General features: G+C 63.8%; 19 protein-coding genes. 11 read left to right on the top strand and 8 right to left on the bottom strand.

What is annotated here, in order from left to right:
• Positions 1-42 precede the first annotated feature (42 nt).
• The 6 genes from JET14_RS12225 to JET14_RS12200 form a co-directional block, all read right to left on the bottom strand.
• The gene (locus JET14_RS12225; RefSeq protein WP_200333846.1) at positions 43-795 is read right to left on the bottom strand and encodes a copper homeostasis protein CutC; all 753 of its coding nucleotides are present in this window, start codon (positions 793-795) and stop codon (positions 43-45) included.
• 12 nt (positions 796-807) lie between these two features.
• Positions 808-2013 (bottom strand): amidohydrolase/deacetylase family metallohydrolase, encoded by a 1206-nt coding sequence (locus JET14_RS12220; protein ID WP_200333845.1) that lies wholly within the window; start codon positions 2011-2013, stop codon positions 808-810.
• Between the two features lie 73 nt (positions 2014-2086).
• Positions 2087-2473, bottom strand: a complete 387-nt coding sequence (locus JET14_RS12215; RefSeq protein ID WP_200333844.1) for a RidA family protein — start codon at positions 2471-2473, stop codon at positions 2087-2089.
• Between the two features lie 27 nt (positions 2474-2500).
• Positions 2501-3331, bottom strand: a complete 831-nt coding sequence (locus JET14_RS12210) for a carbohydrate ABC transporter permease (RefSeq protein ID WP_200333843.1) — start codon at positions 3329-3331, stop codon at positions 2501-2503.
• Positions 3324-4184 (bottom strand): carbohydrate ABC transporter permease, encoded by an 861-nt coding sequence (locus tag JET14_RS12205; protein ID WP_246750629.1) that lies wholly within the window; start codon positions 4182-4184, stop codon positions 3324-3326. Before JET14_RS12205 ends, JET14_RS12210 begins: the two co-directional genes overlap by 8 nt.
• 122 nt (positions 4185-4306) lie before the next feature.
• The gene (locus JET14_RS12200; protein WP_200333839.1) at positions 4307-5554 is read right to left on the bottom strand and encodes an ABC transporter substrate-binding protein; all 1248 of its coding nucleotides are present in this window, start codon (positions 5552-5554) and stop codon (positions 4307-4309) included.
• Positions 5555-5733: 179 nt separating this feature from the next.
• Here JET14_RS12200 and JET14_RS12195 point away from each other — a divergent pair, with 179 nt between their 5' ends.
• The 7 genes from JET14_RS12195 to JET14_RS12165 all read left to right on the top strand — a co-directional run bounded on the left by JET14_RS12195 (position 5734) and on the right by JET14_RS12165 (position 14326).
• Positions 5734-6957, top strand: coding sequence for a hypothetical protein (locus JET14_RS12195; RefSeq protein ID WP_200333837.1), 1224 nt, complete (start codon positions 5734-5736; stop codon positions 6955-6957).
• Positions 6954-7748 carry an SDR family oxidoreductase gene (locus tag JET14_RS12190; protein WP_200333835.1) on the top strand — a complete coding sequence of 265 codons (795 nt, stop codon included), beginning with the start codon at positions 6954-6956 and terminating at the stop codon, positions 7746-7748. Before JET14_RS12195 ends, JET14_RS12190 begins: the two co-directional genes overlap by 4 nt.
• A gap of 1 nt (position 7749) precedes the next feature.
• The gene (locus JET14_RS12185) at positions 7750-8820 is read left to right on the top strand and encodes an ABC transporter ATP-binding protein (RefSeq protein WP_200333833.1); all 1071 of its coding nucleotides are present in this window, start codon (positions 7750-7752) and stop codon (positions 8818-8820) included.
• Between the two features lie 46 nt (positions 8821-8866).
• Positions 8867-9919: an alanine racemase gene (locus JET14_RS12180; RefSeq protein ID WP_246750303.1), complete on the top strand. Its 1053-nt coding sequence runs from the start codon at positions 8867-8869 to the stop codon at positions 9917-9919.
• Between the two features lie 8 nt (positions 9920-9927).
• Positions 9928-11136 carry an MFS transporter gene (locus tag JET14_RS12175; protein ID WP_200333831.1) on the top strand — a complete coding sequence of 403 codons (1209 nt, stop codon included), beginning with the start codon at positions 9928-9930 and terminating at the stop codon, positions 11134-11136.
• 142 nt (positions 11137-11278) lie between these two features.
• On the top strand, positions 11279-12316 hold the full coding sequence (locus JET14_RS12170; protein WP_200333830.1) for a LacI family DNA-binding transcriptional regulator: 1038 nt from the start codon (positions 11279-11281) through the stop codon (positions 12314-12316).
• A gap of 153 nt (positions 12317-12469) precedes the next feature.
• Positions 12470-14326, top strand: a complete 1857-nt coding sequence (locus JET14_RS12165) for a heavy metal translocating P-type ATPase (RefSeq protein ID WP_200333829.1) — start codon at positions 12470-12472, stop codon at positions 14324-14326.
• 4 nt (positions 14327-14330) lie between these two features.
• On the opposite strand, the gene JET14_RS12160 is transcribed toward JET14_RS12165, so the two are convergent.
• Positions 14331-14861 (bottom strand): hypothetical protein, encoded by a 531-nt coding sequence (locus JET14_RS12160; protein WP_200333828.1) that lies wholly within the window; start codon positions 14859-14861, stop codon positions 14331-14333.
• A 172-nt stretch (positions 14862-15033) separates the two neighbouring features.
• Entirely contained in the window at positions 15034-16791 is a 1758-nt protein-coding gene (locus tag JET14_RS12155) for an alpha/beta hydrolase (protein WP_200333826.1), read from the bottom strand.
• A gap of 150 nt (positions 16792-16941) precedes the next feature.
• Here JET14_RS12155 and JET14_RS12150 point away from each other — a divergent pair, with 150 nt between their 5' ends.
• From JET14_RS12150 to JET14_RS12135, 4 genes are all read left to right on the top strand, one after another.
• On the top strand, positions 16942-18117 hold the full coding sequence (locus tag JET14_RS12150; protein ID WP_200333824.1) for a hypothetical protein: 1176 nt from the start codon (positions 16942-16944) through the stop codon (positions 18115-18117).
• Positions 18117-20210 carry a mechanosensitive ion channel family protein gene (locus JET14_RS12145; RefSeq protein WP_200333822.1) on the top strand — a complete coding sequence of 698 codons (2094 nt, stop codon included), beginning with the start codon at positions 18117-18119 and terminating at the stop codon, positions 20208-20210. The genes JET14_RS12150 and JET14_RS12145 overlap by 1 nt, the downstream gene beginning before the upstream one ends.
• Before the next feature lie 97 nt (positions 20211-20307).
• Positions 20308-25164, top strand: a complete 4857-nt coding sequence (locus JET14_RS12140; RefSeq protein ID WP_200333820.1) for a CHAT domain-containing protein — start codon at positions 20308-20310, stop codon at positions 25162-25164.
• On the top strand, positions 25161-25433 hold the full coding sequence (locus JET14_RS12135; RefSeq protein ID WP_200333818.1) for a hypothetical protein: 273 nt from the start codon (positions 25161-25163) through the stop codon (positions 25431-25433). Before JET14_RS12140 ends, JET14_RS12135 begins: the two co-directional genes overlap by 4 nt.
• The last annotated feature ends 151 nt before the right edge of the window (positions 25434-25584 follow it).

The raw sequence follows: 25584 nt of genomic DNA, 5'->3' as shown, positions 1-25584 counted from the left end.
CCGATCAACTGCCGGAGTGACGTTTCGGTTCCCGCCTGCGGGTCAGGATGCCGCGAGACGGAGTAGCCTTTCAGCCCGTGCCGCGATGGCTTCGCCGTCGAGCGCGCGGCGGCGATATTCGCGGTTGTCCTGTTCCTTGCCCATGAAGACGTGGGGATTTCGAAACCGCATCGGGCTCTCGCGGTAACCGGTCGCGCCGAAATGGAAGTCGACGGCGTCGGGTCTGACCGGTCCGTCGAACAGCAGGCGCGGGTCCGGATCGCCGCAGACCATGACGATGATGCGTCCGTCTGCGTGGCCGATCATGGCTTTGAGGACATCGATCCCGTCCTGCGCATTGGCGCGCTGGCCGGAGGACAGTACCCGGTCGACGCCGGCTGCGATCAGGTCGTCGATCGCTTCCTTCGGATCGCGGGTCATGTCGAAGGCGCGGTGGCAGGTGACGCCCATGGGACGGGCGGCGGCGACGGCCTTTTTCATGCGCGCGATATCGATGCGGCCATCCTCGGTGAGGAAGCCGGTGACCACGCCATCGGCGCCTTCTGTCCTCGCCGTGGCGATATCCTCCAGGATCGCCTCGAATTCAGCCTCTGTGTAGAGAAAATCGCCGCCGCGCGGGCGGATGATGACGTAGACCGGTATTGAACATCGCGCCGTGGCAAGGCGGATCTGGGCAATGCTCGGGGTGATCCCGCCCTCCGAAAGCGCCGCGCAAAGCTCCACCCGGTCAGCGCCTGCCTGCTCCGCCGCAAGCGCTTCCTCAAATCCTTCGACGCAGATCTCGATCATGGCCATCGTCCGGGCCCCTCAGCAACAGCCGCAACGCGTGAGGAAGGGTTCCTCGAAAGGACGCCGCCCGACCTCCATCGCCTTGCCGCCGAGATAGCAGGCGACGGGCTGGAGGATGCGTTTGCCCGGCCTTTCCTCGCCGCGCACATCGGAAAAGATGAAATCCGACTCGCAATCATCGAGCACGGAGATATCGGCGGGCGCGCCGACGCCGAGATGGCCGAGGTCGGGCCGGCGGATCGAAAGAGCAGGGCGGCTCGTCGACATGCCGATCACGTCGGGGAGCGACAGGCCGCAATTATAGAGCTTGCTCATGACGTGAAGCAGATCATAGCCCGGTCCCTCGACGGCGACGACATGGACATCGGAGGAAATAATGTCCGGCAGGAAGTTCTGCCGGATCGCCGGTTCCGCCGTTTCGTAGGAAAATGCGCCCATGCCGTGGGCGATGTCGAAGAGCACGCCGCGTTTGCGCGCGGCGGTGATTTCGGGAAGGATGTCGCCGTCTTCCGTCAGCGCCGAATTGGGCGAGGGGCGGTAGCAATGGGTGAGGATATCGCCGGGCCGGAGCATCGAGACGACTTCGGCATAGCTTGGCGGCGGACCGCCGATATGGGTCATCAGCGGCAGGCCGACCTTGTCGGCGGCTTCCAGCGCCAGTTCCAGCGCGCCGAGCGCCAGTTCGCCGGTGGCCGGTCCGCCGATGCGCACCTTGACGCCGATGATCCTGTCGCGGTTTGCCTCGATCTTGGCCACGCAGCGATCGACGGGCAGCATGTCCCGAAGCGTCGCCTCGCCGATGAAGAGCCCCTTGTCGAAGCCGAAAATGCCGGGAAAGGAAATGTTGAGAAAGGCCAGGATGCGATAGGGTGAATTGGCCATCACATAGTCGCGGAACCCGTCATAATTGCCCGCGCCCGCGCTGCCGGCATCCACCAGTGTGGTGATTGCCGAGCGGCGCGCGATCATATCCGGATCGACGCTGAGCGAAGTGGCCTTGTGATAGACATGGGTGTGGAGATCGATCAGGCCGGGGGCAACGATCCTGCCTTTGACATCGTGAACCGATTTTGCGCCGGCGACGGGTATATCCGCTGCGACGGCGGCGATCTTGCCGTCGCTGACGGCCACGTCGAAAAAGCCATCCAGGCCGTTTCGCTCATCGAGCACGCGCCCGCCCTTCAGGATAAGGTCATAGGCGGCAGGCGCTGCGGTTTCTGTCATTTCAAAGGACTCCATATCATGCCCGCCGATTGCTCGTGGCGGATCGTTCTTGTTCGTTCGTGGTGCTCGGAACCTATAGCGGCTTGTAGGCGACGGCCTCGATCTCGACGAGAATGTTGATCATCAGCTTCGCCTCGCTTGTGGTCCGCGCCGGGAACTTGCCGGGCGTGAAGAAGGCCGAATAGGCCTTGTTGAAGCGGCCAAAATCGCGGGCGTCATGCAGCCATGCGGTGGTCTTGCAGACGTCCGCCATTTCACAACCGGCAAGCCTCAGCGCCTTTTCGATGTTCTTCATCACCTGCGTCGTTTGCGCCTCGATGTCATGGGCAGCGATGGAGCCCTCATCCATGACCGGCACCTGGCCGGAGACGAACACGAAATCGCCGGCGCGGACGGCGGGGCTCAGGGGGGCGGCGCTCGGCGAGGTCTCGGGTGCGTGAAAATGTTCGATTGTGGACATCTTGTGTTTTCCTTTGTCTTTTGGATCTCAACCCTTCACCGCGCCGCCGGAAAGCCCGGTGATCATATGGCGCTGCAGCCACATGAAGACGATGGCGACGGGAATGGTGGCAACGAAGGTGGCCGCCATCACATGATGCCATTCGACCTGGTAACGGCCGGAGGAGAGCGCCGCGATCTTGAGCGGCAGGGTGTAATGTTCGGATGAGCGCAGGATGGCGAGCGCAAGCGCGTATTCGTTCCAGGCGCCGATGAAGGTGAAGATCGCCGTGACCGCAACGGCGGGGGCTGCCATGGGCACGAAGACCGTGCGGATGGCGTGGAAGGCGGACGCGCCCTCAAGCCAGGCGGCGTGTTCCAGTTCCGCCGGGATGGAGGCGAAATAGGAGCGCAGCATCCAAACCGCAAAGGCGATATGGAAGCAGCAATAGAGGATCGACAGGGCAATGAGTGAATCCAGCGCGCCGATGCCGACGACGAGGCGGAAAAGCCCGATCACCAGCACGACCGGAGAAAACATCTGGGTGATCAGCAGGAAGGTCTGGAAGGCCGTCTTGCCCTTGAAGTCTAGCCTCACCATGGCATAGGCGGCGGGAACCGAAACGACGATCGTCAGCACGGTCGTCACGATGCCGACCACCAGCGAGTTCATCAGGGCCGTGCCGAAATCGACCGTCTGCCACATGTCCACAAAGTTTTCCCAGGCAAAACGGCTGGGGATCCATTGCGTGTCGCCGGACACCACCTCGTCGGCCGGCGTCAGCGCGGTGGAAATCATCACCGCAAAGGGGAAGAGATTGATCAGCAGCAGCGGCGAAAGGACGATCCAGTAGATGAGCGAGCGTCGTCTGTCAGGCATTGGCCGGGTCCTTTGAAACAAGCCGCAGGTAAAGCGCCGCGAAAGCCAGAAGGAAGACGAACATCAGGAGCGATACGACGGAAGCCTCTCCGAGCTTTCCGTATTTGAACGCGATCTTGTAGAGATAGGTCACCAGAATGTCGGTGGAGTTCGCCGGCCCGCCCTCCGTCAGGATCCAGATGATCGGGAAGGAGTTGAAGACGTAGATCACGTTGAGCACGATCGCGATGTTCACGTAAGGCTGCATCATCGGCACGGTGATGGTCCTGAAGCAGTGCCAGTGGGACGCGCCTTCCATGCGCGCGGCTTCGTAGAGGTCGCCCGGAAGCGAGGAGAGACCGCCGAGGAAGATCGTCGTCGTGAACGGGATCGAGACGATGATGCCGATCAGGATCATGACGGTGAAGGCCGTCGAGCCGCTGGCAAGCCAGACGACAGGGCCGTCGATGATGCCGAGCTGTTCCAGCAGGTGGTTGAGGTAGCCGGTCTCGCCGTTGAGCGCCCAGCGCCAGACGACGGTCAGCAGCGACAGCGACACAGACCAGGGAAGCATGATGATGACGCGGGCAATGGCGCGACCGTGGAATTTCTCGTTCAGGATCAGCGCGATCCCGGCGGCGCAGATCAGCGTTCCGCCGACCACGAGAAGCGTCCACCAGACCGAGCGGACGGCGGCTTCCTGAAACAGCGTATCCGAGAAAACCGCTTCGAAATTGGCGAAGTCATTGAGGCCGGTCACCTTGCCGAAGCGGGTGACCTTGCGCAGCGATGTCTGGATCAGTTCCCAGACCGGATAGATGATGATGAAGGCGGAGAGGATGAGGCCGGGTAGGATGAACAGCACCGGCACCATCCTTTTCCGCCAGGCCGAAAAAGGCCCGGCTTCATATTCGGCGGTGGCCGCAATGCCAGCGCCGTTCACCCTGTCCGGATTGGGGGCGGAGCGTTGTGAAGAAACTGGCATTGCGGGCCGCCTTACTCGAGAATGTCGTTGACCCGGGATTCGATATCGGCAAGCGCCGCATCCGGCTCCATCTGGCCGAGATAGGTTGCCTGCAGATCGGTGATCGTGCTGTCGGCGATTTCCTCCCAGCCCGCGACGAGGGGCGCGAAATGGGCACCGGCGAGAAGATCGGTGAAGACCTTCAGGTCTTCATTGTCGGCAAACATCGGCATGGCTGCCTCTTGCCTGTTCACCGGCAGGAAGCCCTCGGCCTCGTCGAACTTGACGCGCTGGTCGGTTGTGAACAGGAAGTCGAGGAAGGCCCAGGCCTCGTCCTTCACGTCGGAGTTCTCGAACATCACGATCGAGTCGGTGACGCCATAGGTGGCCGATGTCGTGCCGGCCGGCACCTTGGCCAGTCCGTAGTTCAGGTCCGGCGCCTGTTCCTTGAGCTGGTTGGAGAGGAACGGGCCGGTGATCACCATGCCGAGCTTGCCCTGCTTGAACAGGTTTTCGATATCGGCGCGCTGGTAATCGGTGACGCCCGGCTGGGTCAGTCCCTCGTTGATGAGGGTCATGTAGATGTCCATGGCCTTGGCGCCGGCCTCGGTGTTGACGCCGGAAAGACCGTCTTCGGTCAGGATCGTGCCGCCATAGCTCCACATCGGATAGTAGAAATAGACGTCCGTTTCCGTGCTCTTGCCCTGGATGCCGTAGGCGAAGACGCCGTCCTTTTCGAGCGCCTTGATCGCTCTCGAGGCTTCGATCAGATCGTCCCAGGTGGCCGGCGGCTCGGAATAGCCGGCCTCTTCGAGCAGGTCCTTGTTGTAGAACATGGCGCGGGCGGAGGCGGCGATCGGCAGGCCGAATGTGGTGCCGTCAACGACCGAGGGCGTCAGAAAGGTTTCGAAGAACCGGCCCTTGAAGGCGTCGTCCATATAGTCGTCGAGCGGTTCGATCACCTCCTGCTCGGCATAGTCAAGGATCCAGCGCGTGCCGATGACGGCGAGGTCGGCGTTCACGCCGCCGGAAATATCGGTCACCAGTTTCTGCTGGAGGTTTGCCCAGGGCACCATTTCGAGCTCGATCGTGGTATCGGGATTTTCCGCCATGAACGCGTCGGCCGCCTGCTGGAAATACGGCATGGTCTTCGACGAATATTCCGGAATGGTGACCCGCACCGTATCGGCGGAAGCCGCGCCGGCGGAGATCATGGCAAGCGAGGATGCGGCAAGCGCAAGGCGCACTGCGCGCGGCAGTGCCTTTCTGGTCTGATGCATAATTGTTCTCCAGTTGGTCCCGGCTTTCTGCCGGTGTTCCCCTACGATCGGAAGCGTATTCCGAAGTTTCCAAACGCGTCAATGCAAAAAATACAAACAAGTGCAAATTCCCATATTGCGCAAACTGAAGTGCCGTGTAAGCTTTTCGAAAAACAATTGACCGACCAGACGGGACAATAATGAAGAGACTGAAGACGGGAACAGAAAGACCGGACTATCGCGCCATGTTTGCCTATACATGGGACCTTGCGGACTGGGCCGACGACGCGTTTGTCGAGGAAATGCATCGGCTTGGCATGAATACGCTGACGCTCGCGGCCGCCTATCACGCGGGCAAGTTCACGCGCCCCGAGGGCAAGGGGTCGAAGATATTCTTTCCGCAGGACGGGCATGTTCATTTCCGTGCGCGGCGCGAGAACTACGGTCAGATTGCCCCGGATACAGGCGATCTGGCGCAGCGACACGACATATTCGAGCGGTTTTCGGCGCGTGGCGACATCGCGCTCAATGCCTGGACGGTGCTCCTGCACAACAGTCATCTCGGCATGAAATTTCCCGATTGCACGGTCGAGAATGCCTTTGGCGATCGCTATCCGTATGCGCTGTGTCCGTCTCATCCGGATGTCCGGGAATATGCGATCAATCTGTGCCGCGAGATTGCCGAAAATCCGGGTGTTGGCGGACTGTCGCTGGAGACGCCCGGCTTTCTGCCGTTCCGCCACGGCTATCATCACGAATTTGCATTGCTCGGGTCGATGCCGGGCACAGAAAACTACCTGGGACTTTGTTTTTGCGCAAAATGTGCAAAAAACGCGCAAGGTGCCGATATTGATTTCGACGGACTTAGGGATCGTGTTCAAAGCCGTATCCGCCTTGCTCTGGAGGCGGATTACGAACCGGACCCGGATGCCAACCGGGCGCGTTTTGAGGGCGATCTCGTCACTGACCCGGACCTGTCAAACTTTCTGAAGATGCGCTGCGATGTCGTCACCGCGCTGGTGGGAGAGATTCGCGCCGCCGTGCGCGGTGACGCCGCCGTCTACATCATCCCCTCGGTCAACCAGCCGCTCGGTCTTTCCTATCTGGAAGGGTCTGACCTTGCCGGGCTCTCGAAGGCGGCCGACGGGCTGGAGGTCTGTTTCTATCGACCGCCCCGGCAAACAGCGCTGACCGAATATGATGAAATCCGTCTGCGCTGCGGGCCTGAGGCTTCGATCCGCGCCGTGTTGCGCCCCGCCGCCCCCGATTATCTTGAGGAGGGCGGGTTTGCCGCGACCGTTGCCGCGCTGGCTGACGCCGGCGTCGATGGCTTTGGTTTCTACAATTACGGACATGTGCGCCGGAGCGGTCTCGAATGGGCCGGGCGTGCCATGAATGCCTATAAGAACGGGGAACTGACATGAAGAGACTGGAAGGGCGCGTCGCGCTCGTCACCGGCGGCGTCGGCGGAATCGGCACGGCCGTCGTCAAAGACTTTCTGGCCGAGGGCGCCAAGGTCATCATCGCCGATATCAGGCAGGATGCGGTTGACGCGGCGGTCGCGGGATACAAGGCGGAGGGGTATCCGGTTGCCGGCGCCGCCGCCAGCATCACCGATATCGATGCGCTGCAGGCCGCCGTCGATGCCGGCGTGGCCGAACTCGGTCCGGTCGATATCGTGGTCGCCAATGCCAATACCGGCGGCGCCACGACCACGCTCGACAAGACTTCGCCCGAGCGTTTCCGCCAGGATGTCGCCGATAATCTCGCCGGCCAGTACAACACGGTGCGGGTCGTCATCGATGGCATGAAGGCGAGGAAGCATGGCGCGATCGTCATCGTCGGCTCGGTCAACGGTCTCGCAACCTTCGGCCAGCCGGCCTACAGCGCCGCCAAGGCGGGCCTCGTCTCGCTCACCCGCACCATGGCGACGGAATATGGCGAGCATAATATCCGCGCCAATATCGTGTGCCCCGGTACGGTGCAGACGCCCGCCTGGGACCATCGTATCGCGCGAAAGCCCGATGTGCTGGACGGGCTGAAGAAATGGTATCCGCTGCTCAGGGTCGCCCAGCCCGTCGACGTCGCCAAGGCGATCACCTTTCTGGCGTCGGATGACGCTGGCTTCATCTCCGGCGTCACGCTGCCCGTCGATGGCGGGCTGATGGCGGGCAATCTCGCCATGTCGCGCGAACTGACGCTGGAGGACCAGTAGGATGGCCGATCTCGTCCTCAACCAGATCAACAAGCAATATGGCGACAACCAGGTTCTGTTCGACATCGACTTGCGCATTCCCGATGGCGAGTTCGTCGTGCTTGTCGGGCCGTCGGGATGCGGAAAATCCACGCTTCTGCGCATGATTGCCGGGCTGGAGGATATCTCCTATGGCGACCTTCTGATCGGCGGGCACCGCTCCAATGGCGTGCCGCCGCAACGGCGCAACATCGCCATGGTGTTCCAGTCCTACGCCCTGTTCCCGCACATGACCGTGCGCGACAATATCGCCTATGGCCCGAAACTGCGCGGCGAGAAGGCGGACGAGATCGCCGCAAAGATCGAGCGGGCGGCAGAAATCCTCAATCTCCAGCCCTATCTGGAGCGCTATCCGCGCCAGCTTTCCGGCGGCCAGCGCCAGCGCGTCGCCATGGGCCGCGCGGTGGTGCGCGAACCCTCACTGTTTCTCTTCGACGAGCCGCTGTCCAACCTCGATGCCCAGTTGCGCGTGCAGATGCGCACCGAGATCAAGGCGCTGCACAAGAAGGTCGGCCGGACCTCGATCTATGTGACCCATGACCAGATCGAGGCGATGACGCTCGCCGACCGGATCGTGGTGATGAATGGCGGCCATATCGAGCAGATCGGCACGCCGCTAGAACTTTACGACCGGCCGGAAACCCTGTTCGTCGCCAGCTTCATCGGCTCGCCGTCGATGAACCTGCTGGAGGCCACCGTGGCCTCATCCGATGGCGGACCCATGGCCGTCCTTGACGATTCGGTTTCCCTGCCGTTGCCGGAAACCGTCAATGCCGAGGTTGGCGAGGCGATAAAGGTCGGCATCCGGCCGGAAAACGTCGAGCTTGCCGATTTTGGCGCTGGGCTGCCGCTGGTTGTCGACCTGATCGAGCAGACAGGGGCTGATACTTACGTCTACGGGAAGATCGCCGGTCAGGCGGTCGTTGCGCTTTTCCGCTGGCGTCTGGAGGCGGAATCCGGTTCAACGCTCTATGTCAAGCCGCAGGCGGGCAAGGAGCATTGTTTCGATTCGACCACCGGCAAGCGCATCTGACGGGCATGTGTTGTGGCCGCAAGGGCCGAAAAAAGGACGTGAAGCATTGAAAATCGAAGACCTCGATACGCCCGTTCCCCTCGTCGATCTTGCAATCGTCGATGCCAATCTGAAGCGGATGCAGGATTATTGCGACGACCACGGGATTGCGCTCAGGCCGCATATCAAGACCCATAAGAGCGTCAAGCTGGCCGAGCGCCAGCTTGCGCTCGGGGCCAAGGGCATCTCCTGCCAGAAGCTGGGCGAGGCCGAGGTGATGGTCGGTGCGGGGATTGAGGATATCCTGATCTCCTATCCGCTGATCGGCCCGATCAAGGCCAGGCGGCTTGCGGCGCTGGCCAGACGCGCGAAGATGAGCGTCGCCATCGACAGCCGGGCGGCGCTTGAGACGGTGGCTTCGGCGGCTCGGATGGCCGACGCGGATATCGGCGTCCTGGTGGAGTTCGACAGCGGGCTTGGCCGCACCGGCGTCGTCACCGTGGCGGAGGCGCTGGCGCTGGCGCAAAAGGTCGGTGAGACGCCGCATCTCTCCTTCGACGGGTTGATGACCTATCCCGCGAGCGAGGCTTCGGTCGCCTTCGTGAAACGGGCGCGCGACGCCTTTGCGGCAGCCGGCCTCGCGATCCCGAAAGTATCCGGCGGCGGCACGCCGAATGCCTTCAGAACCCATGAATTCGGCGTCATCGATGAGCTAAGGGTCGGCACCTACCTCTACAATGACCGGATGATGATGGGCGTTGGCCACGCCGAACTCAAGGATTGCGCATTTGACGTTCTTGTGACCGTCGTCAGCCGACCGACGCCCGATCGCGCCATTATCGATGCCGGCACCAAATCGCTGACCAGCGATCCTGCCGGCAAGGGCGGTTCCGGCCATGGGCTGATCCGCGAATACCCCGATGCCGTGATCGAGCGGCTGACGGAGGAGCACGGCATGGTCGACCTTTCGACCTCAGCGAAAAAGCCGGAAATCGGCGAACGGCTCAGGGTCATCCCGAACCATGTCTGTCCGGTTTCCAATCTCCACGACAGCATTTTCGTCCTGGAGAATGGCGGCGTTTCCGAGTGGCGCGTCGATGCCCGCGGCATGACGCGATAGGGGGCGTCATGTCGGCAGCCACGGACCTGCGCACGCTTTTTGCCCGGCGCAATTTCGCGCTTTACACGCTCGGAAATGCATCCGGGCTTCTGGCGCAGTGGATGTTCAAGACGACGATCGCGTGGCTCGCCTGGGAACTGACCCATAAATCGGTCTGGGTTGGCCTCGCCGTGACGGCGGAGATGATCCCGACCGTGCTCGTCGGGCTTTATGCCGGCGTCGTGGCCGACCGGGCGGATCTGCGGGCGATCCTCATGCGGGTCCAGTTCTCAACGGTCTGCATCTATTCCGCGCTGGCCTTTCTGGCCATGCAGGGCGCGCTGAGCATTCCGCTCCTGCTGTCGCTGATGGCGGTCAACGGCGTTGTCGTCGGCTTTGCCCAGCCTGCCGGCCAGGCGGCGATCACCGGGCTTGTCGACAATGCCGAACTTGGAACCGCGATCTCGCTCAATTCCATCCTGTTCAATCTCGCCCGCTTTGCCGGCCCGGCGCTTGCCGGCGGGCTGATCGCAGCCTTCGGAGGGGCTGTCGCGCTTGTGGCGACGGCGTGCTTCGCCGGGCTGTTTTTCCTGATGCTGATGGTCGTGCGCTTCAATGTCCTGCCGCGGCTTTCCGGGGATGGCTCGATCTGGCTGAAGATTGCCGAGGGAATGCGGCAGATCTTCGTGGAGCCAACGGTTGCCTTCGTCTTCATGCTTTATGCAACGGCCGCCTTCCTGATCCGGCCCATCAGCGAGCTTTTGCCGGAACTTGCCGACCGGGTGCTGGACGGCGGCGCCGAAACGCTGGCGCTCCTGTCCTCGGCCATGGGGCTGGGCGCCATTATCGCCGGGTTCGCCAACATGATCGGCGGCGCGCGCATGCAGGTGCCGCTTGCCGTCTGGGGGACGCTTCTGGCGGTTCTCGGGGCGCTGGTTCTGGCGCTGACGGAGAATGTCACGGTCGCGCTCATCGGCGCGGTCCTCTTCGGCGGCGCGCTGGCCGCCGGCGGGGTTGCCTCGCAGACCGTGCTGCAGCTTGGCAGCCCCGCCCATCTGCGCGGGCGGGTCATGTCGCTGCACGGCATCATCTTTCGGGTCGGTCCGGCGCTCGGCGCGGTCACGCTCGGCGGTCTCGGCGATACCCTCGACTTGCAGCAATCCCTGCTGATCGGTATTGCAGCGATGCTGATCGTCTGGGTGCTGCTGATGAAGCGGCGGGGCGCGGCGCATGGCTAGCGCATCAGCCCAAAAATCGGAATCGATTTTCGGAAAGAACGATGCGTAGATTCAATAGGTTAGAGCGTCCTTTGTGCGTCCGAATGGACGCACGGCGCTCTAGCGCTTTCGCCGTCGGCAAGGCGAAACGGGGAGGGTTTCGATGACGACCAGGGGCAAGAAGATCAGTCAGGCGGACATCGCGCTTCGGGCCGATGTCTCGATCAGCACGGTCTCGCGCGCGCTCGGCGGTGCGCAGCGCATCAGCCCGGTGGTGCGCGAAAGGGTGCGCCGCATTGCCGAGGAACTGGGCTACAGCGAGCGCGAAAGGGCTTTGCCCGCGCGCATGCCGGAGGCGGAGATCAAGACCGTGGTCTATCTGCCCATGCATCCGGTTACGGGCGGCCTGCATCCGATCTTCCAGGAAACCTATGACGGGATGGTGGCCGCCGCCGCCGAAAACGGGCTCCAGCTGTTTCCGAAGCTTCTTCCCGAGGAAGACCTGGATATTGATTTCGTCACCCGCCAGGCGGAAGAGCACGGGACCGCCACCGCCTTTATGTTCTATGTCGACCCGATCCCGGAAGTTGCTCGTTTCTTTCAGGAAAACGGCAGTCTCGTTCTGGTCAACAATGTCGATACCAGGATGCGCTTCGACAGCGTGATCGTCGACAATTACGCCGGCATGAAGCGCGCCACCGAGGCGATGCTCGAGGCCGGCCACCGGCGGCTTCTGTTCGTGGCGGGAAATCTGCGCTACAGCCCGCGCGAGCGCATGCGCGGCTTTTTCGACGCCGTGTCGGAGTGTCCGGACGCGAGCGGCGAGCAACTGGTCATCGGTCATGACCGCCACGAGACCGCGCTTGAATATTTCAAGCGCTATTTCGGCGAGCACGAAAGCTGGGACTGGACCGGCATGGTCTGCGGCAATGACCTGATGGCCATTGGCACGATGCAGGCCGCGCGCGAGAACAGCCTGACAGTGCCGGACGACTTCTCCGTCATCGGCTTCGACGACATCAGTTGGTCGGCGATGACGGCGCCGCGTCTCGACACGATCCGCTATGACCGCATCGGCATGGCCGAGGAGGCGATCCGGCTTCTGCGCCGCAGGATCGAGAAGCCCGATGCGCCGGTCATCAAGGCCGTTCAGGGCGTCACTTATATCGCGGGCGGGACGATCCGGCGGATGGGCGGCTGAACCGCGGGGCGGCGGCGCTCCGGCGTCGATGCTCCATTTTTCCCGTCCGGCGCCGGACATGACCTCGATCATTGCCGTTTTTTTGCTTCCATCAAGAATGGTGGCGATGAACGGCAAGAGGTCGGGCCGGACGGCCCGCGAAAGGCGCATGCCATGACGTCACGCGAACAGATCAGGCGACTGCTCGTCGCATTTCCCCTCGTCGGCCTGTCGGCCGGGCTTGCCGCGCGCTATGCCGGCGCCGCGGAACTGGCGGTCGCGGCCTTCTTCGTCGCGACCCTGCCGGTACTCGCCTTTCTGCTGGCGGATGCTGTCTCCTCTCTGAAGCGCGGCGAGTTCGGCATCGACCTCCTGGCGGCGCTGTCGATGACGGGCGCGCTCGCCTTCGGGGAGACGCTGGCCGCAGCCATCGTCGCGCTGATGTATGCTGGCGGCAGCTATCTTGAGGTTCTCGCCGACCGCCGGGCGCGCCGCGAGATGACGGCGCTGCTGGAACGCGCGCCGCGCACGGCGCTGCGCTATCGCGACGGACACACCGAGGAGGTTGCGGTCGAAACCGTCCTGCCGGGCGATCGCCTGCTGATCCGCCGGGGCGATGTCATACCGGCCGATGGCGAGCTTCTTTCGGGCATGGCCGTGCTCGACCAGTCGGCGCTGACCGGCGAGGCCGAGCCGGTGCGCCAGGCCTCCGGCGGAAGCCTGTTGAGCGGGGCGACCAATGTCGGCGATGCCTTCGACATGACGGCGCGGCGCGCGGCCGCCGAGAGCACCTATGCCGGAATTGTCCGCCTGGTGGAAAAGGCGCAGGCCGCGAAAGCGCCGATGGCGCGCCTTGCCGATCGCTACGCGCTGTTCTTCCTGGCCGCGACGCTTGCAGGCGTCGCCGCCACCTGGTGGGTTACCGGCGATCCGCTGCGCGTGGTCGCCGTGCTGGTGGTCGCGACCCCCTGTCCGCTGATCCTCGCCGTGCCGGTCGCGCTGATGTCCGGCGTCTCCTCCGCGGCTCGACGTGGCATATTGCTGAAGGGCGGCAGGGTCATCGAGGCGATCGCTTCAGTCCGTTCCGTGGTGCTGGACAAGACCGGCACGCTCACCGTCGGCCGGCCGGGACTGACGGAGATCCGGCCCACCGACGGCTATGAACAGGACGCGTTGCTTCAGCTTGCCGCCTCGCTGGATCTTGCCTGCAAACATCCGATGGCCAGCGCGCTCGTTGCTGCGGCGAAGCGGAAGGAGCTTTCGCTCAGCCAGCCCGAAAGGGTTGTCGAGACGCCGGGAGAAGGCGTCGAAGGCTATGTCGATGGCCGTTATGTAGTGGTCGGCGGACGGCGCTTTGCCGAGGCGCGCCGGCGCGGCCACGATGTTTCCTGCCGTTGGGAGAAGGCCGCGACGCCGGCCGGCACCTCGGTCGTCCATGTTCTGGTCGACGGAGCGCGCGCCGGCGAACTGCATTTTTCCGATCAGGTGAGGGCCGGCGCCCGCTCGGTGTTCGACACGTTGCGCGGCAATGGCGTGGAGAACATCGTGCTCGCGACGGGCGATGCCGAGGCGGCGGCGCGACACATGGCCTCCGGTCTCGGCTTCGACCGCGTGCTCTCGAACCTTTCCTCCGACCAGAAAGTGCTGAGCGTGCTCTCCGAGCGCAAGAACGGCGCGGTGATGATGGTCGGCGACGGCGTTAACGATGCGCCGGCGCTGGCGGCGGCCGACATCGGCGTCGCCATGGGCGCGCGCGGCTCTGCGGCCTCCGTCGAGGCGGCGGATGCGGTGCTGCTTCTGGATGACCTCGGCCTTCTGGTGCCGGTCTTCTCAATCGCCCGCCGCACCATGCGGATCGCCTACCAGAGCATGATCGCCGGCATAGTTCTTTCCATCGCGGCGATGGGCTTTGCCGCCGCCGGCTATCTCGATCCCGTCGCCGGCGCGCTGTTGCAGGAGGCAATCGATCTCGCCGTGGTGCTCAATGCCCTGCGGGCACTGTCATCGGGACGCGAAGCCGCCAACGGATGATGGCCTACCAGCCGACGGTGACGAAGGGCGCCCAGACGCCGGGTTGGCTCCAGGAGGAATGTTCCGGATCGTCGATCATCGCCAGGATTGACCGGCGGAGCGCCTTTGCGCCGCTGTCATTGTCCGGCATGTCGGCCAGCGCGTCGAACACGCCGGTCGTCAGCGCCGCCGACGGAACGGTGGAGGAGCGGGCCGAGAGATAGGCCTCCTGAACCCTGAGGGCCGCAAGCGTTTCAGGCGCAAACCGGCCCGGCTCGGCTTCATTGTAGGCTTCCGCCAGGCCGATGCCGGCCGAATAGGACGCGACCGCCTGCGCGATCAAGCCGAGCCTTGCCTTGGCCCACCCTTCTATCCAGTAGAATTCCGGATAGCGGCTCACAAGCTCGGGGCGATAGGCAAAGGCTGCCTGCGTCGTGTTGAGGGCCGCCGACGCATTTCCGGCATTCACATGGGCAAGCGCGAGATAATAGGCGAGGCTGGCGCGTTCGATCGGATTGCCGGGATTCCGGCCATAGACGGCGATCGCCTCCTCCATCACGGGGGCGGCGGCGTAGTCGCCGCTCTGAAACAGCGTCGAGAACTGCCGGAGAAGCGCCTGGAACGCGGTTTCGTTTTCCTGTTCCCGCGCCGGGACGACGCTGAGCAGAAGCGCAAGCAGAAGGATGCGAATGGCTGCAGGCGGCCTGATGAACCCGGGCGCTCCAGCGTCAATTCGCCTCCTGCCCTTCGGGCGCGATATAGGCGTCGAGCCGGCCTTCGATCTCGCTCGCCGCTGCCTGGTCGGTGACGAGCTCGGAAATCAGGGTTGAAATATCCGCGCGCGAGATATCGCTCTTGCTCCACAAATGGCTGATCAGGCCGATCATGGTTTTGTCGAAACAGCTGCCCTTCTGGTATTTCCAGGCCGTCTCGCCGGTTTCAGTGACGGTCTCGGTCATGCCGCAGCGCACATTCGGCGGCGGGTTGCGCCAGATCAGCGAGACGATGTCGGCGAGCGCGGAACTGTCATCGGCGAAATAGGTATGCGCCAGCATGTCCTCGCCGAGATCGGACATGTCGATCGTGTCGAACAACTCGTCCGTCGTCACGCTGTCGCCGCCCTGACCGGCGCGCGGCGCATTGCCGTGCAGCTTCCTCGAGGCGACCAGCGCCCAGTCGTTTTCCGAGGTGTAGAGGGTCAGGCGCTCGGCCAGCGGATGAATGGTCTTCATCATCTCCCTGAACAGGCCGGCATCGACATCGGGCGCGGCGAAGAACACCTGGCCGAAGACCGGATCGTCGCCTTCCTTGATCCCGTCCCGCAGCGCCATCAGTTCCAGCGCGTCGGTCAGCGCGCGGTTGCCCATGCTGTGGGCGACGATGTGGATCGTGTCGGCGCCGGAGCGGGCGCGCAGGTCTTCCAGAAACATGGAAAGCCGCCGGCCGCTGAGCCGGACGACCGCCGTATCGGCGACATAGCGCACCGTCTGGCCGGCGGACGGCCAGGAATAGAGCACCGGCACGCCGCGATAATCCATGTCATAGGCGAGCTGGGCGGCGCGCTTGGCGGCGGCATCGAACCGGGTGTTGAAGCCGTGGATGAAGACGACGATTTCCTTGCGCTCGCGCCCCGCAAGATCGCTGCTCATCTTCGAGAAATAGGCATCCGCCTCCATCGGGTCGACCTTCTGCACCATCACGTGTCTGGCGGGTGAGGGGCCGAATTCGAGCTTCCAGATGGAGGGTGTCTCGATGGCGCCCGGCACATGCGTATCGGGAATGGTGACGGTGACGACGCCATATTCGAGATCACCGCGTCCATAGCCGTAGAATTCGGCGGGGTCGGCATCGCCGGTGCGCGCGCGGTCCGTGGCGTAGAAGACGTCCACCGCGCTGAACCCCCCATCCTGACCGCTGCGCTTGCCCATGCGCGTGGACATGATCGCAAACTGGGCCTGGCCCGCAAATTCCTCAGCCGCCGCCATGTCGCCGCGCAGCCTGGCGACCTCCGCCTTGCGGTTCAGAAGGTCCGCCAGCACCTGACCCGCCTGACCGCCATTCCGGCGATAGGCGATCTCGGTATCGAGCACGCGCAAGGCTTCGCGATAGGCTTCCGTCTCGGTGTAGAGCGTGGCCGCAAGATCCAGATAGGGGAGCGGATTGCGGTCAAGCTGCCCGCTCATGCGGATTGCGAAATCGGCCAGTTCCTCGGCTGCCGCTGCCGCTGCCGCCGTCTCGCCGGCCTCGCGCAGGATCTCAAGCCTCAGCGCCGAAAGATCGAAATAGATTTCGGGGTCCGGATCGGGCGCAGCTTCGAGCGCTGCAATGGCCGCATCAACCAGGACAAGACGCTCCGCCGGAGCCTCGACAGCAGCCAGTTCCAGCTCGAAAGCGATCGGGTCGAAGCGTGCGGCTTCCTGGGCGAAGAGCGGCGGCGTGACAAACAGCGGAAGGAGGGAGAGGAGGGCAATTCGCGCAAGACGCATGTTTCAGGCCTGTGAAATTGACGATCGAATATCAGCTAGTCTATCGTCAGTCCTGACTAAGTAAACAGCCGATCTGCGCGGAAAGAGCCAAGCTTCGATCGTTCTTTTAATCGGTTGTATAATATTGTTGTTATTGCTCGGGAATTCTGCATGGGAAAACTGTTCCGTCTGTTCTTGCTGGCACTTGTCCTCGGAGCAAACGCCGCTCAGGCCGAACCCCGCGCGCTGTTCATCGGCGTTGCCGGTTATGATGATCCCGACATTCCCGATCTGCGCGGCCCCACCGCCGGCGATGATAGCGAATGGTTCGGTCTTTTCACCGCCGCGATCGCCTCGAGGCTCGAAAGCGGCCGGGCTCTGACCTATCGCCAGCTGTTCCAGTCGGTGCTTTCCGAACTGAACCGGGGCAGCGGCTTCGGCATGGGCGCGGTGCAGACCCCGCTCTGGGAAGGCGACATGATCGGTGAGCCGGTCTTCGGTCGGCAAGGCTATGCCGGCCCGGAGCGTTTTCTCGTCGATGGCGATACGGTCGATGCCCGTCGGCCGCACGGCCTGGAGGAGGGGACGGTGATGGCGCTCGTCGCCGAAATCGCCGGCCGGCAAGACGCCGTTCTCGGCTATGCCCAGGCGGAGGCCGTGGAGCCGCGCCGGGCCTATCTGCGCCCTGTGGCCGAGGACTGCGTTCCGCACCTCGATGCCCTCTGCGTCTTTTCCGGCAGCCTTCCCGAAACGACGCGTTTCGCCAAGATCGAGGCAAGCCCGGTGACGCTGACCGTCGCCTTCTCGCCGGTTTTCGACATCGAATCCGGGCTGCCGCTTGCGCCCGGAACGGGGATCGGCACGCGTGTCGCCGAAGCGCTCGAGGCCGCGTCGGATAGAACGGGAATCGGCGCCGGTTTTCCCGAAGAGGTCTTCGACGGGCAGATCGTGCTGAAGGACAACACGCTCTGGTTCGGTCCCGCCGCAACGATCGACGACACGCCGACCGGCCTTGCCTTCGATCTTGCCGGAGACGGAGAGCGCCTTGCGACGCTTCTTGCGCGCGTGCTTGAGGCGGAGCGTCTGGCGCAGACGCTGGAAGCGCTGGGCGAGGAGGCCAGCCCCTTCAATCCGTCGCCCGTTGCCGTGGAAGTGGAGCGCAATCCAAGTCCCATCGCGGTGCTCGGCGCCCCCGGTTCGGCCATCGATCCGCGCCGCGAATGTCAGACGGCGCTCAGAACAATGGGCGAGGCGGGTTTCAAGCCGCTTGAGGGCATGGAGGATCTGAAGCAGTGCGATCTGCCGCGCGCCTCCGCCTTTGCCCGCAACGAGGGCGCGACGTCGTGATGACAGCAATAACCGCGCGGCTTTCCGCATTTGCCTTCGCTATCCTTGCGCTGCCGCGCCTTTCTCTTGCTCAGGACGTCTCTGACGCGCCGGACAAGCTGTCGCCGATCGAGCGGCTGGGCGCCGTGCTCTCCTTCTTTGCCGACAATGCGACGGCGGCGGCAGCGCGGCTTGAAGTGCTGATGCTGGGACTTGATGATTTTCCGGCCGAGGTTTCCGGTTTCCTGCATGGGCTGAGCGAGGACGGCTTCAGCCTCGGGGCCGTGATCCTGCGGGTCATCCTTTGTCTCGGCATCGGCGCGGCCGCCGAGGCCGTGTTCAGGACGATCTTCCGCCGGCTGAGGGCCGGGTTTGATCCGAAGAGCCTCGCCCAGAGGATCATCCATGTCGCCGTCGATCTTGCCGGTCTCCTGATCTTCGCCATGGTCGGCGGCTGGCCGCTGTTGATGAGCGTTCAGGCCGATCCCGGCGCGCAGCTTTTCGTCGTCACCTATCTGACGGCTTTCTTCGCCATCCGCGGTTTCGCGCTGCTTGCCCGTATACCGCTGTCGCCCGGACGCGCCGATCTGAGGATCGTGGCGCTCTCGGATCCGGCCGCCGGCAAGCTCTACTGGCAGTCCGTCGGTATTTTCGCGCTGGCAATCTTCTTTCTCGCCACGACCTCGCTCCTGAGGCAGGCCGGCATGCCGGCCGACGAGACGCTGACGCTCTCGCTGTTCTCGCGCTCGGTAGTCACGCTGCTTCTGATCATCGCCTGCCTGACCAATCGTTTCTCCGTGGCGGCGATCCTGGCGACCGATCCGGCCGGGCGCAGCCGCGGGCCTGGCTGGAAATCGCTGAGCGCCGTCTGGCACCTCTTCGCGATCTTCTACATCTGCCTCTCCTGGTTCGGCACGTCGCTGCTTTTGCTGCTCAACCGACCGCAGGCAGGAACGCTTTCGGTTCTGAGCTTCATGATCATTCTGGCGCTCGTCATCGGCTGCCTGTTGATGGATGACTGGGCGGCGCGGGCGGATGCGCGCGATCGCGCCCGACGGCGGGCAGCGCTTGAAGCCGAACCGCAGATGGCGCTGCCGGACGACGTGCCGACCTTCGCGCAGTTCTTTGCCCGGCTCGGGCAGGCCGCCGCCGTGCTTGTGGCGCTGCTGGCGCTCATCCGCCTGTGGAGCGGCCCCTGGCAGGGGCTTTCCAACCCGCGCATCACGGCGATCATGCCCTCGCTGACCCAACTTCTCGTCACCTTGGCGCTCGCCTATGTCGGCTGGCATCTCGTGTTAATCGGCTCGCAGCGCATGCTGTTGAAGGCGGCCTATGCTGAAGGGACGGACGAGGCGGAAAAGGCATTGCGCCAAAGCCGCGTGGCCACGGTCCTGCCGCTGGTGCGCAACACCCTGCTGATCACGATCGCCTCGATCGCCGCGATCATTGCGATCTCGGCGCTCGGCATTGACGTGCTGCCGCTTCTGGCCGGCGCCGGCATCGTCGGCATCGCCATCGGCATGGGCAGCCAGACGCTGGTGAAGGATGTCATTTCCGGCATCTTCTTCCTCGTCGACGACGCCTTCCGCGTCGGCGATCTTGTCGATGTCGGGGTCGCCAGCGGTACGGTCGAGCGGGCCGGCATCCGTTCGGTCCAGATCCGCCATCCGCTCGGCGCGATCCATACCGTTCCCTTCGGCGAGATCCGCACCATCGCCAACAAGTCGCGCGACTGGGCGGCCATGTGGCTGGAGTTCCGGCTGCCGCTCGAAACCGATCTCGACGGGCTGGAGCCGCGCTTCAGGGCTCTCAATGATGCGTTCCTTGCCGATCCCGTTCATGGCCGGAACCTGGTCGCGCCGCTTGAAAATGCCGGCATCGTCATGATCGACGACAGCGCCATGGTGTTGCGCATCGTTTACAAGTGCCGGCCCGGAACCCAGTTTGCCCTGCGCGCGGTCGTCTATGACGCCGTGCGGCGCATGTTCCGCGAGGCGGGCATTTCGATCGCGCCGCGCGAGGTGCGGCTCCGGGCGGAACCCGATTTCTCCTATACGCGGCAGCGGGACGTCCCGTCGTCGCTGACCAAGGGAGACGGTGATGAGGGCGCCTGAAAACGCCGGCGCGGTTGTTTCCGAGGTTTCCAACCGTAGAGGCCGGTGGCAAAGTGGGGCCTGACATTTGTCAGATGAGACGGAAGGCGGGGATGGGATGAGAAGTCGGGGATCGCAGAGGAAGCCGGGGCAAGGCCTTGCCGCCGTCATCGTGGCCGTGCTGGCGCTTGCGCCCCTTCTTGCATCTGTCCCGGCAGCAGCCCTCGAGATCTACCGCAACGGCGTGCCCTATGACATCAATGCCGCGCTGCCGGACGGCGGGGCGTTCGACGCGGACGGCGTCGACCGTCGGTTCGACCTCGGGCCGGTCGAAGGCAATCTGCGCCTGATCCAGGACCAATATGATGATTGCGCGGCGCTCGTCGACGAGCGCATATCGAACTGGAAGAAATACGGTTTTGACGAGGCCGATCAACGTCTTGTGTCGGAGGGTGAATGCAGTGTCACAATACGCAATTCCGACACTGGCGAGACGGTGAGCTCCTTTTATATCCTGATTGACGATTGCGACTGTTTCTCCGCGCTGCACTTTCGCTACGCCGATGACACGCGCGATGCCTACGAGGCCGATGCACCGGACGTGATCGCCAGCATCCGCAGCAATAATGGTCTTGCGCCGCCTTCGGGCCATGCCGGGCTTGGCAACAACGCCTATGGCCGCGCGGTTCAGGCGCTTTCGGGGCTCTCCTGCGTTTCCGAAGACCTGTTTGCCACAATGAACGCCAATGAGCGCAATGCGTTCATGATGACCGCCTTTTCCGCCTGGTCGGCGATCAAGGTGGATGACATCGCCTATGACGCCGGGATCTCGGAGAACGATGGCTACAGTCTCGATCTTTCCGACGCCAATCTGCGGCGTGTCGCCGAAACCTTGCCGGGCGCGGTGAGGGCGATGGCCGACGATGTCGATCGCTACGGCAATCGCTTCTGTCCGTTGGTCGTTGGCATGACGACCCAGAACCTCGCTTACGGCTATGTCGGCCTCGGCGACCTGCGCGTCGCCCAGCGCGATTTCAATGCGCTATTCCACGACTATCTCCGCGTCGCCCAATCGCTGATGCAGCGCCATGGCTGCTATGATGGTGCGCTGGACGCGGCTTTCGGCCCGGCGAGCCGGGCGGCCTGGAACCGCATGCGCGAGGGGCTCGGCCTTGACCCGCGCGCCGGAGAATTCACCCCCACTGTTTCCGATGTCGCGGCGATCGCCGATATGCCGGTCACGGGCAGGGCTTGCGTGACGGCGGAAAACGTTCTCGCCACGAATGAAGAAGGCCTCCGGCTTCTCGACTTCCTCTATCTGCCGCACGCGCTTCCGCCGCTTGACCGGCCATGGGTTCGGGAAACGCTCGGCCCCGCCTTTGACCGGATCGCGGCGCGCGGCGAATGGAGCGCGCTTGAAGAGGAAACGGCGCTCACGCTTCTTTCCGAGAAGGTGGCCGTCGCGCCGGGCGGAGATCAGCGCGCCAGGGCCGTGGCCGAACTGATGGGAGAGGACGGCCCGGCATGGGGCGCTCCGGCCTATTTTGCCGCGATGGAGACGGCGGATGCCGGCGTCGCCTTCACGATCGAGGCGGCGCAGCGGCAGAGCCAGATGCGCGAGGAACAGGTCTTTTCCATGCCGCTCGGCATGTTCACCACGTCGGACTACGGGCTGGTGCTGACCGTCTCCGACCGCGAGGAGACGAGCCGCGTCGCCAATGTCGTTCTCGCGCATCCCGAAGCCTTTGAAGCCCTGACGGTCATCTCCGGGCCGGCCTTCGAGTATCTCATCGCCGAGCGGATGCTGCAGGGCGCGACCATCCACGGCAAATCCCCCGCCGGCGCGCGCCGCCTGCTGGAAGATGCTGCCTTGAAGGGTGCTCCCTATGCCAAGGCCCATCTGGCGCTGATGTTGGAATATGGCCAGGGCGGCGAAAAGGACGCTGCGCGCGCCCGCGCGCTCTACGAGGCGGCGGCTGAAGCCGGCGAAGGCTTTGCCATGGCGCAGCTGGCGCGGCAGGCAGATGGCGCCACGCCCGAGGCGATTGCGGCCGCACTTTCCTGGTATCAGGCGCTTGTCGATCTCGCTGGCCGGAAAGCCGAGGACTACGGACCGGATGCCGACTGGGCCTTCTCCCATTCCTGGATTGCCGACTTCCTTGCCAACCGGATGATGGATGGCAGCCCGGCGCTCCTGTCGCCTGCGGGAGCGATGATGATCGCGACCGCCGCCGACCGGTCCGCTGCCTTTGCCGCGCGGCTTGCCGAGACCAATCTCTGCGCGGAATGCGGCGCGGTGCTCGACCCGATGGAGGGCGCGAAGTGGCTGGCCAAGGCGGCCGAGAAGGGAGACGCCGAAGCGCTCTTCAAGCTGGCGCGGCTTCTCGATGCCTTTCCGGAGATCTCTGAATACAAGGCCGAGGATTTCCTTCGGGTGTTCAAGCAGCGTTATGAGGGCGCGCCTGAGGGCTTCGAGCGCGACAGCATCAGGCGGGAATCGGTTGCCGGCGCTGTTGCCTATGACATGCGCATGGCGCGCGCGGCAGACGATGGCGCAGCGCCCGTCGATGTGGCCGAGGCCACGCTGGCGCGCGTCTGCGACGATGACTGGCAGAGTTGCGAGACCGTCGCCAAGCAGTTTGCCGCCGGACGCTTTGGCGCCGATCTTGTTGCCGTGGGCTTTGACCGGCTGATGGCGCTCGATTCCATCGAGCTTGTCGACGTGCTCGCGGCCTATGGCGATTTTCGCGGTGCTGCCGAGCGGGCGGAGCGGGCGAAGGACTATGAGCTCGGCGCGTTGACCAGCCCTGCCGATGACCGCGAGGGAAGCAATATCCGCAACGCCACGATCCGCCGGCTGGTGGAAAACCGGGCGCCCGGCGACCTGCAATCGCTGCCGGACGGGCTGGTCGGCTTCCTCGGCCTGATGGCTTCCAACGGCGACAAGGCGGCGGCCGATTTTCTCCGCCTGATCCGCGCCGCCGATCCGGAAGCGGAGCCGCCGCTGCCGGACCTTCAGTCGGCTGCCGAGACCTTCGCGGCGGTGCGCGCGCGCGGCGGCACAAGTCTTGGCTTCGTCAATTCCGCCAGGCGCTACGGCGATGCGCTGCAGGCGGCCGGCGATAATGGCCAGGCGCTGGCCATGGAGCTGACGGCGCTTTCCGCCGAACTCCGGCTCGACCGGTTGCGCGAACTCTCCGAGGGGCCGCTGTCGGCCGAGCTCACCCGCGTCTGCCATCTCTCCAATGCCAGCGAGCGCGCCTTTGCCCTCGGCTCGGATTCGCTTGCCGTTCTGCTCGCCAAGCAGGCGATCAACCGGCTGCAGGGCGTGCGGGCGGACCTTGCGACCCTGCCGGAGAACCTGCGCGGCTGCTTCCGCGATCTGATCGCCGACAATTATCGCTGGCTTGCCGACCTCTTCATCCAGCAGGACCGACTGAGCGATGCCGAATTCGTCCTCGGCCTGCTGAAGGATTTCGAAGCCTTCCAGTTTACCGATCGCGATCTGGACTTTGCCGGCGATGCCTTCGCGACCTTGCCGCTGACGGAGGCGGAGACGGCGCTTCAGGCGGCCATTGCCGCGCTTCAGCCGCCAGCCATTGCCGATGTGCGCGAGCGCGACGCCCTGCTTTCGCGCCAGGAGGCGGGCACGCTCACGGCGGCGGAGCAGGAGCGGCTGAATGTTCTGAACGGTGAGCTCGCCGAGGCAGATGTTGCGTATCAGGCCGGGCTGGAGACGATCTTCGCGGCGCTTGCCGATCTCGAGGAGAGCGAGCCGGCGAGCGAGACGCCGCTTGCCGAGCAATCCGTCCAGGCGACCATCCTGTCCGGTCTGCAAACCAATGCGGTGGCGCTGCATTATCTGGTGATGCCGGATCGGCTCAACATCCTGCTGACATCGCGGGACGAACAACTGAGCTACACGATCGACAGCTGGAACGGCGAACCGTTCTCGGAGGCCACGCTCAATGCGGTGCTCGCCGATCTGCATCTCAAGTTCAACGATTTCTTCAGCGATCCGCGCGCCGAGAGCGAGATGCTCCATGACCTTCTGATCGGGCCGGTGGAGGACGATCTTGCCCGGATTGATCCCGATCTTCTGCTGCTCTCGCAGGACAGGCGGCTTCGCTATCTGCCCTATCAGGCGCTTTATGACGGCGCGGAATATCTGGTGGAGCGCTATGATATCGCCAGCCTCACCAGCAGCGAGAGCGAGATCACCGGCGTTGCCGTGGCCGAGACGCCCTTTGCCGGGCTGGGGCTGACCCGTGCGGTCGGCGATTTCTCCGAGCTGCCGGGCGTGGCGCTGGAATTCGGCGGGCTTTTGAGCGGCGACGAGCGCTACGGTTTCATGGATGGCGCTCTCGCGCTCGATGAGGCCTTCGACCGGTCAGCCCTTGCCGAGGCGCTGACGATCGGCGGGTCCTCGTCTGTCGGGGCAGGGACGGTGCATGTCGCCTCGCATTTCGTGCTCGGCAACAACGAGGACGATTCCTACCTTCTGCTGGGCACCGGCGAGCATCTGCCGGTGAGCGAGATCAAGGGAACGGCCGGCGATTTCGATTTCTCCAATGTCGACCTTCTGACCTGGTCGGCCTGCGAGACGGGCCGGGCCAATCCGGGCTCGGACGGACGCGAGATCGAGAGCCTTGCCAAGGTCACCGGCGAGCGCGGCGCCAAGGCGACGCTGGCGACCCTCTGGCCGGTGCTCGATATTTCGACGCCGCTGATCATGCAGCGCTTCTATGAATTGCGCGAATTCGGCGGTCTGTCCAAGGCCGAGGCGCTGGCGACCGCCCAGCGCGAATTCATCCAGCGCCGGATCGGCGATCGCGATGTGCTCGACAGGGAAAGCGTCGTCTTCCAGACCGCTGGCCGCCTCGGCCTTCCCGCCGATCCGGGTTCGCCGATCACCTATGATTTCGATCACCCGATCTTCTGGGCGCCTTTCATGCTGATGGGGAACTGGCGATGAAAATTAGAAAAGCCGCACAAGTCTCTGTTTTTATGACTGTTCTCTTGTCTGCGTCATTCGTTATTGCGCAACAGGATACGGCCGAGACGATCAGCGGCACCTGTTATGCGCTTTCCTTCGAGCGGGGCGAGAACGACATCCGCAACATGAGGCTGCGGCTCGATCCGTCTGACATTGCCGACAGTGCGCCCTATCTGATGACGCTCAGCCTCAGCTATTGGGACGTGCCGAACGAGCGGTTTGGCACGATTGCCGGTGTAGGGGGGTAATACCTTTGTCACACGGGGGTGGTGTGGGGTCTGAGCGATTAACTCGCTGAGTTTAAAAGGGAATATTCGCTAACGGCTTCCAGATTTGCGGTGCACAAAATGCAAAAGGCGGATCGAAAACGGCGAAAATCATCGCATTCTCGATCAGAAT

Origin of the sequence: Martelella lutilitoris, assembly GCF_016598595.1 — a bacterium.
In the GTDB taxonomy this organism is placed as follows: Bacteria; Pseudomonadota; Alphaproteobacteria; order Rhizobiales; family Rhizobiaceae; genus Martelella; species Martelella lutilitoris_A.
Note: the sequence above shows the minus strand (reverse complement) of the source record. Positions and strands in the feature narration are given on the sequence as shown.

Excerpts from the sequence above, each read along its gene's own strand:
- JET14_RS12225 (WP_200333846.1), bottom strand. The coding sequence starts at position 795 with ATGGCCATGATCGAGATCTGCGTCGAAGGATTTGAGGAAGCGCTTGCG.
- JET14_RS12220 (WP_200333845.1), bottom strand. The coding sequence starts at position 2,013 with ATGACAGAAACCGCAGCGCCTGCCGCCTATGACCTTATCCTGAAGGGC.
- JET14_RS12215 (WP_200333844.1), bottom strand. The coding sequence starts at position 2,473 with ATGTCCACAATCGAACATTTTCACGCACCCGAGACCTCGCCGAGCGCC.
- JET14_RS12210 (WP_200333843.1), bottom strand. The coding sequence starts at position 3,331 with ATGCCTGACAGACGACGCTCGCTCATCTACTGGATCGTCCTTTCGCCG.
- JET14_RS12205 (WP_246750629.1), bottom strand. The coding sequence starts at position 4,184 with ATGGTGCCGGTGCTGTTCATCCTACCCGGCCTCATCCTCTCCGCCTTC.
- JET14_RS12200 (WP_200333839.1), bottom strand. The coding sequence starts at position 5,554 with ATGCATCAGACCAGAAAGGCACTGCCGCGCGCAGTGCGCCTTGCGCTT.
- JET14_RS12195 (WP_200333837.1), top strand. The coding sequence starts at position 5,734 with ATGAAGAGACTGAAGACGGGAACAGAAAGACCGGACTATCGCGCCATG.
- JET14_RS12190 (WP_200333835.1), top strand. The coding sequence starts at position 6,954 with ATGAAGAGACTGGAAGGGCGCGTCGCGCTCGTCACCGGCGGCGTCGGC.
- JET14_RS12185 (WP_200333833.1), top strand. The coding sequence starts at position 7,750 with ATGGCCGATCTCGTCCTCAACCAGATCAACAAGCAATATGGCGACAAC.
- JET14_RS12175 (WP_200333831.1), top strand. The coding sequence starts at position 9,928 with ATGTCGGCAGCCACGGACCTGCGCACGCTTTTTGCCCGGCGCAATTTC.
- JET14_RS12170 (WP_200333830.1), top strand. The coding sequence starts at position 11,279 with ATGACGACCAGGGGCAAGAAGATCAGTCAGGCGGACATCGCGCTTCGG.
- JET14_RS12165 (WP_200333829.1), top strand. The coding sequence starts at position 12,470 with ATGACGTCACGCGAACAGATCAGGCGACTGCTCGTCGCATTTCCCCTC.
- JET14_RS12160 (WP_200333828.1), bottom strand. The coding sequence starts at position 14,861 with ATGGAGGAGGCGATCGCCGTCTATGGCCGGAATCCCGGCAATCCGATC.
- JET14_RS12155 (WP_200333826.1), bottom strand. The coding sequence starts at position 16,791 with ATGCGTCTTGCGCGAATTGCCCTCCTCTCCCTCCTTCCGCTGTTTGTC.
- JET14_RS12150 (WP_200333824.1), top strand. The coding sequence starts at position 16,942 with ATGGGAAAACTGTTCCGTCTGTTCTTGCTGGCACTTGTCCTCGGAGCA.
- JET14_RS12145 (WP_200333822.1), top strand. The coding sequence starts at position 18,117 with ATGACAGCAATAACCGCGCGGCTTTCCGCATTTGCCTTCGCTATCCTT.
- JET14_RS12140 (WP_200333820.1), top strand. The coding sequence starts at position 20,308 with ATGAGAAGTCGGGGATCGCAGAGGAAGCCGGGGCAAGGCCTTGCCGCC.
- JET14_RS12135 (WP_200333818.1), top strand. The coding sequence starts at position 25,161 with ATGAAAATTAGAAAAGCCGCACAAGTCTCTGTTTTTATGACTGTTCTC.